9 protein-coding genes and 1 pseudogene are annotated in these 6,803 nt (G+C 56.9%); 6 read left to right on the top strand and 4 right to left on the bottom strand.

From position 1 onward, the window contains the following. Positions 1–258 precede the first annotated feature (258 nt). Entirely contained in the window at positions 259–552 is a 294-nt protein-coding gene (locus JWR14_RS34780) for a hypothetical protein (protein ID WP_299718558.1), read from the bottom strand. Between the two features lie 131 nt (positions 553–683). Between JWR14_RS34780 and JWR14_RS34775 the strand changes: the two genes are divergently transcribed. Beyond that, a complete protein-coding gene (locus JWR14_RS34775; protein ID WP_299718555.1) occupies positions 684–1,070 on the top strand; it encodes a hypothetical protein in 387 nt (128 codons plus the stop codon). On the opposite strand, the gene JWR14_RS34770 is transcribed toward JWR14_RS34775, so the two are convergent. Then, positions 1,038–1,850 (bottom strand): ATP-binding protein, encoded by an 813-nt coding sequence (locus JWR14_RS34770; protein WP_299718550.1) that lies wholly within the window; start codon positions 1,848–1,850, stop codon positions 1,038–1,040. The two genes, JWR14_RS34775 and JWR14_RS34770, sit on opposite strands and share 33 nt — an antisense overlap. A 481-nt stretch (positions 1,851–2,331) precedes the next feature. Here JWR14_RS34770 and JWR14_RS34765 point away from each other — a divergent pair, with 481 nt between their 5' ends. Continuing rightward, positions 2,332–3,468: a hypothetical protein gene (locus tag JWR14_RS34765; RefSeq protein WP_299718547.1), complete on the top strand. Its 1,137-nt coding sequence runs from the start codon at positions 2,332–2,334 to the stop codon at positions 3,466–3,468. 511 nt (positions 3,469–3,979) lie between these two features. Beyond that, a pseudogene (locus JWR14_RS34760) lies at positions 3,980–4,072 on the top strand (IS110 family transposase); the annotation flags it as partial. 824 nt (positions 4,073–4,896) lie between these two features. Here JWR14_RS34760 and JWR14_RS34755 read toward each other — a convergent pair. After that, on the bottom strand, positions 4,897–5,118 hold the full coding sequence (locus tag JWR14_RS34755) for a hypothetical protein (RefSeq protein WP_299718545.1): 222 nt from the start codon (positions 5,116–5,118) through the stop codon (positions 4,897–4,899). A 114-nt stretch (positions 5,119–5,232) separates the two neighbouring features. Here JWR14_RS34755 and JWR14_RS34750 point away from each other — a divergent pair, with 114 nt between their 5' ends. Further along, positions 5,233–5,382: a hypothetical protein gene (locus JWR14_RS34750; RefSeq protein ID WP_299718543.1), complete on the top strand. Its 150-nt coding sequence runs from the start codon at positions 5,233–5,235 to the stop codon at positions 5,380–5,382. 100 nt (positions 5,383–5,482) lie between these two features. On the opposite strand, the gene JWR14_RS34745 is transcribed toward JWR14_RS34750, so the two are convergent. Then, positions 5,483–5,812: a DUF4087 domain-containing protein gene (locus JWR14_RS34745; RefSeq protein WP_299718541.1), complete on the bottom strand. Its 330-nt coding sequence runs from the start codon at positions 5,810–5,812 to the stop codon at positions 5,483–5,485. 238 nt (positions 5,813–6,050) lie between these two features. Here JWR14_RS34745 and JWR14_RS34740 point away from each other — a divergent pair, with 238 nt between their 5' ends. Further along, the gene (locus JWR14_RS34740) at positions 6,051–6,182 is read left to right on the top strand and encodes a hypothetical protein (RefSeq protein WP_299718538.1); all 132 of its coding nucleotides are present in this window, start codon (positions 6,051–6,053) and stop codon (positions 6,180–6,182) included. Continuing rightward, positions 6,175–6,339, top strand: a complete 165-nt coding sequence (locus JWR14_RS34735; RefSeq protein WP_299718536.1) for a hypothetical protein — start codon at positions 6,175–6,177, stop codon at positions 6,337–6,339. The genes JWR14_RS34740 and JWR14_RS34735 overlap by 8 nt, the downstream gene beginning before the upstream one ends. Positions 6,340–6,803 lie beyond the last annotated feature (464 nt).

Below are 6,803 nucleotides of genomic sequence, written 5' to 3'. Positions count from 1 at the left end.
AATTGTAGCCGGGGATTTGCGAAGTCCCGAGCTTTGATGAAGGTGTGATTCGCTACTATCATTTGCAGGCAGCTGCGGCTGACCGACTTTTGCAGCGGTCCCCTTGCACAGGAAGTAATCGATAGGTTCGCTAGTTCGACGTTGCATTTTAGTGCGTTTTCGTCCGTTTCTGGGGCGCTCGTCGAACGCCGTGTGAGAATTGTGGATCCCCTGGTTCCGTTTGGCTCGCCGCAGCGACAGAAGCCTTGGCCAAAAGGGCTAATCGCTGAAAACGCTGCCAACCAATACGTCGTAATTTCTTGGATCGGCGTTGGCAATCGTCGTCATCATAGTCATGAATGCACTGCTACCAGCGAGTTCGGCAGAGAAGATCCGTGCAGTGCGCACAGTGACTGTGTCCTCGTGAAGTAGCCCGTCATTGCCAAACAGGCGGTAGCCAAATTGATTCAAAGCGGGAGCCTCCACGCATATAACGCGCATGTGCGATGTAATGACAGCTTTCAAGGCGAGCACCCCGCGTTCGTGGGTAATGAATTCAGCGCCGGACGACATTTGTCAGCACTAAACGGCGCGAGATTCCGGGAAATCAGCAATCTCGCCCTGTCTCCAGACCGTTCTCGATGATAGACCGACCGGCAGATTCGCCGCGACCATGCGCACCTAACTTTTCTCGTGGTGTACGAATGGAGGCGGCTGAGCGCAAGTTATTTATCAAAATGAACACATGGAGTTCGCACTCCTTTCTCGACCGATGGGGCCGTCGCATCAAGCACGCACTGGATTCGCAGACTATTCTGATGGGCATCTCGGTGCCCGAATGTGAGGGCGTCCACGCGTCACTTACGCCACGGACCGATCCCGACATCAGGGACGTTGCAATCATTGCGTTCAATGCGCTCGACCCGTACGAGGTACGTCGCCATCTCGTCGATCACGGATTCGACGGCTATTGCCAAAAAGGGCCAACCGTCATTCCGCTGGCCGCCTTTAAACTCTCTTGCAGAAAAACGAATGAACAACCACGGGCGATGAAGACGTCAAGCTGCTGGGTCTACGCTGCCATCAGATAGAATCGCCAGAAGCCGTTTCAGATCGACCGGCTTTGTGAAATGAAAGTCGCATCCTGCCAGCTTTGCATCTTGCTTGTCTTGCTTCTGGCCCCAGCCCGTTAACGCAATCACCAAAGCCGACTTTCCCCGTTGACTTTGCCGGACAGCCTGCGCGACCTCATATCCAGTCATATCGGGAAGCCCGATGTCCAGGATTATTGCCTCCGCGGAAAATTCATCCGCTATGCGTAACCCCGTCTTGCCATCCGAGGCTGTACGAGCGTCATAGCCCTCCGCTTGCAGCAACATGGCCAAACTCTCGGCCGCATCTTCGTTGTCGTCGACAATCAACACCCGACGCCGTGCCGCGTTGCGAGCCGGCGGATCGGATACATGAAATAGCGCTGTTGCGCTTGGCTCGTCCGAAAGCGGAAATCGAACGATAAACTCGCTGCCTAAACCAGCGCCCCCGCTATGAGCCGACGCTGACCCACCGTGCAACTCTGTCAAGGTGCGAACAAGGGATAGGCCGATTCCGAGTCCTCCCTGCGAGCGCTCACGACCCGCGTCAAGCTGCGTAAAGATTTCGAACAACGAAGGCAAGTGTTCGGTTGCGATGCCGATGCCATTGTCGCGGACCGAAATGACGGCATGTTCGTCCTCGCGGCGGCCTGTTAGCCAGATAGCCCCACCGTTTGGGGTGTACTTCGCAGCATTGTTGATCAGGTTCTGAACGATCTGGGAAAAGCGTGTTGGATCCGCGTTGATGAAAATTGGCTGGTGGGGCAGCTCTACCGTCAATGCATGGGACGCCGCGGAGACAATCGGCTGGCACGCGTAAGCCAGGGCCAGACGCCGGCTGATCGAATGGAGGTGCGTCGTTTACTCGACCGATAGACCGAAATTTGAAATTCAGATCAATAATCAAATGTCTTTCATTTCAATTAAGACTACTTTAACGCTCCGAATAGAGATAAGCATTTCTTAAGGAAGTTTCAAGCATCGTTGCATCAGCGCAATGTCTTCCACTGCGCCGACATTCTGTCATTGCCGACAAATGCCCGCAGAACGCGTGCAGCCCCGAGATTTTTCTTTTCCGGACAACCAGGAGACTGTCTGGAGCACTCGCATCGTTACCGGGCGATGGGGCTCTAAATATTAGCGTATTCATCGCATTTGAATCTCAATATTTTAATTAATGAGCCTGCTTGCTGAATGATTCGCTAAATAAACCGCACATCATTCAGCACAAAATATCTAAATGCTGTTTCAGGAGACGAAGATGAAAAGAACGATCACGCGGTGCGGCGCACTTGTAGCCGCCGGTTCGATTGCCGCTTGCCTGCTTGCGGCGTGCGGCGGCTCTGACAACAACGGTAGTTCGACGCCGCATCTGATTACCAACATCGCCGTGCCGAATTCCGCAAGTCCTGCCTTCAGCTTCGACATCAGTTACGCGGACCAGGGCAAATACTTCCTGGCGGACCGGAACAACAAGGCCGTCGACATAGTGGATACGAGCACTAACAAGCTCATCGCGCAAATACCGGGCGGTTTTGCCGGTAATGGCGCGACCACCACGGATTCCGGGCCTGACGGCCTGATTGGCTTGCCGGGCACGAGCACCCTGTATGTGGGCGACGTAAATGGCGTCAAGATTCTGAATACGTCCACGCAGGCACTCGCAAAGTCGATCCCTATTGCCACTACGGGTAACCGCTCCGACGAGGGATGCTTCGATCCTGACGATCATCTCGTTGCGGTGGCGAATCCGGCGGACACTCCGCCGTTCCTAACGTTTATCAACACGGATACGCAAGCGATCGTATCGAAACTGACCTTCAACGATTCCTCGGGTCTCGAGGCATGCGAATACGACGCGGGCACGAAGAGTTTCCTGATTAACAACGACGGGACCACGGTCAACCCGGACGGCGAGCTTGACGTCATCCCGGCGAGTTCGATCACCGCCGGACAACCTGCGGTGACGAAGGCGTTTCCGCTGGGCGCTTGTGCACCGGCTGGACTCGCACTTGGGCCGAACCAGGACGTAATGGTGGGTTGCGATCCGGGCGCGGGCAATCCGCTGATAACGCTGATCCTCGACCGCACCAGTGGATCTGTGCTGGCCAGACTGCCGTTCGGCGGGGTGGATCAGATCGCCTATGACAAAACCTCGAATCGCTATTTCTTGCCCGCGCGGCACTGGGTGACGAGTGGTACGGCGGCGGCATCGGGTTTTACACCGGAGATGGCGGTCGTGGACGGCAGCAGCCGCACGATCATCGCTCAGATAGCGGTCGGTACCGGTGCGCATTCGGTTGCAATCGACGGTCCGTCCGGCCAGGTCTATGTGCCGTTCCAGGCAGGCAGCGGGGCATTCCCGAACGGCGGTATTTCAGTTTTCACCGTGCGCTGAATGTAGTGCGAGTGCGTGGCTTTGTTGCGGGCCGACGGCGACGCACTCAGTTCAGCGGCTGCTGACAGATAGACTCGTCCATCACGTTCTCAAAAGATTTTGTCGCGGTAAGGATGAAGGGGGAGCGGAGATCGATATGAGAAGTACTGCTTATGTTGCGAGATCGTAGAATTGGTCAGCCGCGGACGGGCGGGGTCCGCGAGTACACTTCATCTGTCCTTATATGAACGCCCTCCCGTTTGCGACGGTTTTTCGTGTGCTACGACTACGACAGGATGGGTTGCAGCTTTATATTCGTGCTCATTGCAGCCTGATACGGCTGCGGCCCACTATGAAATCCGCCGGCCCGCTCCTCTTTTTTGCCCGAGCTCGAAGCTCTTGGACAGATTCAGGTTTAGCGAGTCACGGTCCGACCTGTCTTGAAAATCATCTAGCGGGCCTCCAAACGTCGCCATGGAGGCGGCGGGGTTAAAGTGAGTTTGCGAAACGCTTTAACTAGAAGGAAGCTGACATGAAACATAGCGGAATTGACCTGCATTCGAACGACAGTGTGGTTTCCGTGACCGACGATGCCGACCGGGTTGTCGCGGAGAAGCGCCTACCCATATTGGGCTTGCCGATGGGCTGCAAGCCGCAGGCTTTATCGTCGGCGTGCAGCACGGGGAAAGAACCAAGCTATGCTGTCTGAAGATAGAAGCAAAACAAGCACAACGAAGCACAACAAGACTTCGAGAGCTTCCAGCGCCCCTAAAAGCGAGACGGGCCGGCCAGGGAAGTGAGCGACGAATCGGAAAATCTCGCGAGCGCAAAAAAAACTGGCGGATCCGAATGCCCAGCGTTTTCAGTGAGACAAACCATAAGGGAAAATTGAAAGGACTAGGATCAATAAAATCGCGATAGCGACTATAAAAAGCCCCGTCGCGCTATGGTATTTGAGCGGTGCGAGGAGCAAAGGTGCTGCGACAACGCTGGCCCCTCCGACAATCATCCACAAGCACCTCACGGCGATTTTGACTTTGCGTGGAACAGGCTCGTTAATTTTTGTGGACATGGCGCTTTTTAGTCACGGCTTTCTAGGTATACGGCAAATTTAACGAATACTTTAGCAATCGCATTACACGGCCGCGTAGCACAGCTACCAACCAGCGCTGGTCTAATGTTGAATCCGCTTCAGGACCAGCTACGTTGCCTCAATTTCCTTTCGCTGCTAACTGGAGGAGCAAGGACGACGCAAAGGGCGTGAGGGGGATCTGTTATCTGTTCTGCTCAGATTGAACGACCGTTACAGAGAAACCTGACCGTCCCTTGTGGGGTGGGGGCGGTCCCGACCCCCTCACCATCGCCGACCTACGCCGACGATCCGGCCATCCCTGAGGGGCTCGATGCTGACGAGCGCGAGGCATTCATCAAGGCGGCGATTCTGGCGTGTCAGAAGGCCATCAACGTCCGCCACTTTAGGAAACCAAGGCCGTGCGTGCGCAGGTCTACGCCGCCATCAAGAAGCTGGACAAAGATGGTGGCGCTGGTGCCGCGATGGCCGCGCTGCGGATCGTGCAGACGCTGCGGCACATGCAGGATAGCGAGCTTGAGATCGAGCTTGAGCGCGTGCGTCTGGCGATGGGGAGTTCCACGGGAAGCCCAAGGGCCCAACGCCGTGCCGGATTACGGTGGTGCTGGAGAAAGAAGGCGTGCGCCAAGTGGTCGAAGTGGCGGACGCGCAGGAAGGGATGCGGCTAGGTAACGGTCTGGAAACGGAGATTTTTGATGTTGAGTAAGGTGAGAGGCGCTGCCCTGGCCCGCCTGAATGCGCTGCTGGCCGAGCGCGGAATCAAACCGCCGACGGTAACCGTCTATGCGCCCCTTGCGGCCGTCAATCGCCTGGCGCACGCCAGGGCGGATGCGCTGATCTGTTGAGATCGTGGATTCGACGAGCAGTTCGAGGCCGTGGGAGCGATGCTGCCCGGGATTGCCCCGACGGATTAGAAGCTTCGCCCATGACTGAAATGATTACATCCTACTGGTGATACCGGGCTTTGAACGCCTGCGTCAACTTCTTGTCGGCGTCGCAGACTTTCATGGGCTTTAGCTGGCCGCCTGTGACGCTGGTGAACGCGTGGGTCTTGGGGTCGGTCGTGCCGGTGACGCATCCGCACTGTTCGCCGCGACTGGTGTCCGGCATTTTATCGGGTACGCCGTTCGCATCAAGTTGCCACGCCGCGTCCCGATCATCCAGCGTCAACTCGCCACCGGGAAGCGAGTTGGTGACGATCCCGCAACGGGTCTCCGCGTGGGCAGTGATCGATAGCGTCGCGAGCAGGACTGCTGCCACAAGTGTTCGTTTCATTATGGTCTGGTTATCTTTGAACGTGGTGCTGTGAATGGAGACTTCTGAGAAACCGACGCCAGCGCCGCAATATCTTGCGGCTTGATGTTCGGAGTCGTCGTCGTTATCGGCATTTCATTGCGAAAGGTTTAGGGCTAAGGCCGGTTCGGTACACGGGTTAGCGGATTACCACGCTGTTCCTTATCCCGGTGCAGGTGAGCTATCGCTTCAGGCGTGCCATACCGCAGCCGATCGGAGCATGGCCGCCAATCCCGAGTACACCGCCACGTGCGCCCGGCTCGATGTCGAACTCGCCGATATCCTCGGCGACGAGAAGGGTGTAAGTTCAATTTACACCGCTGCCCCAACGAGGATCGTCGAGAATGACTGATAAGGCGAGCCTGACCGAATACGCAGCCGCCGCGGCGGTCTACGCGCGGCTGCTGGATACCCGGACGTGGCTGCGTGAGGCAGAGCGCGGCGCGCGCCGTCGGAACCCATTCGGCTGCTTCAGGGTGATCCGGTTCCGGCAAGCGCTCCGCGATTAGGATGCGCCCCGCACGCCGATTGCGATGAACTCCGAGGCGCTTTCGAGTGCTTCCCCGCTGTCGCGCCCAGGGAGAAGAATGGCGCTAGGTCGATCCGAGTCGCATGCTGTTCTTCGCCGAGCTGGCCGCTCTCCCCACGATGCTCTTCGTATAAGGCGACACCCGGCCAGGAAGAGACATTCGCCTGATCGGTTACCGAGACACTCCTATGGCGCCTTTGCTTTCTACACCGGTCATTTCGGCTGGGCGAAAGCCGCAGTCTTTCAGCGCCGATTATCGAATCGCATCTTTAATGCGCGTCGATGAAGGCGGTGACGTCGGCCAGAACCGGTGAGACCGTATTCGGTACCGCCGAAAACGACTCGACGATCGTATCGTGGCCGTAGCCCGGATATTTTTTCAGTTCGACGGCGCCGCGATGCGCGCGCAGAGCGTCTGCGAAACGATCACTATTATGTGGATCG

The sequence above is a fragment of the Caballeronia sp. genome, assembly GCF_028292365.1.
Lineage (GTDB): Bacteria > Pseudomonadota > Gammaproteobacteria > Burkholderiales > Burkholderiaceae > Caballeronia.
Note: the sequence above shows the minus strand (reverse complement) of the source record. Positions and strands in the feature narration are given on the sequence as shown.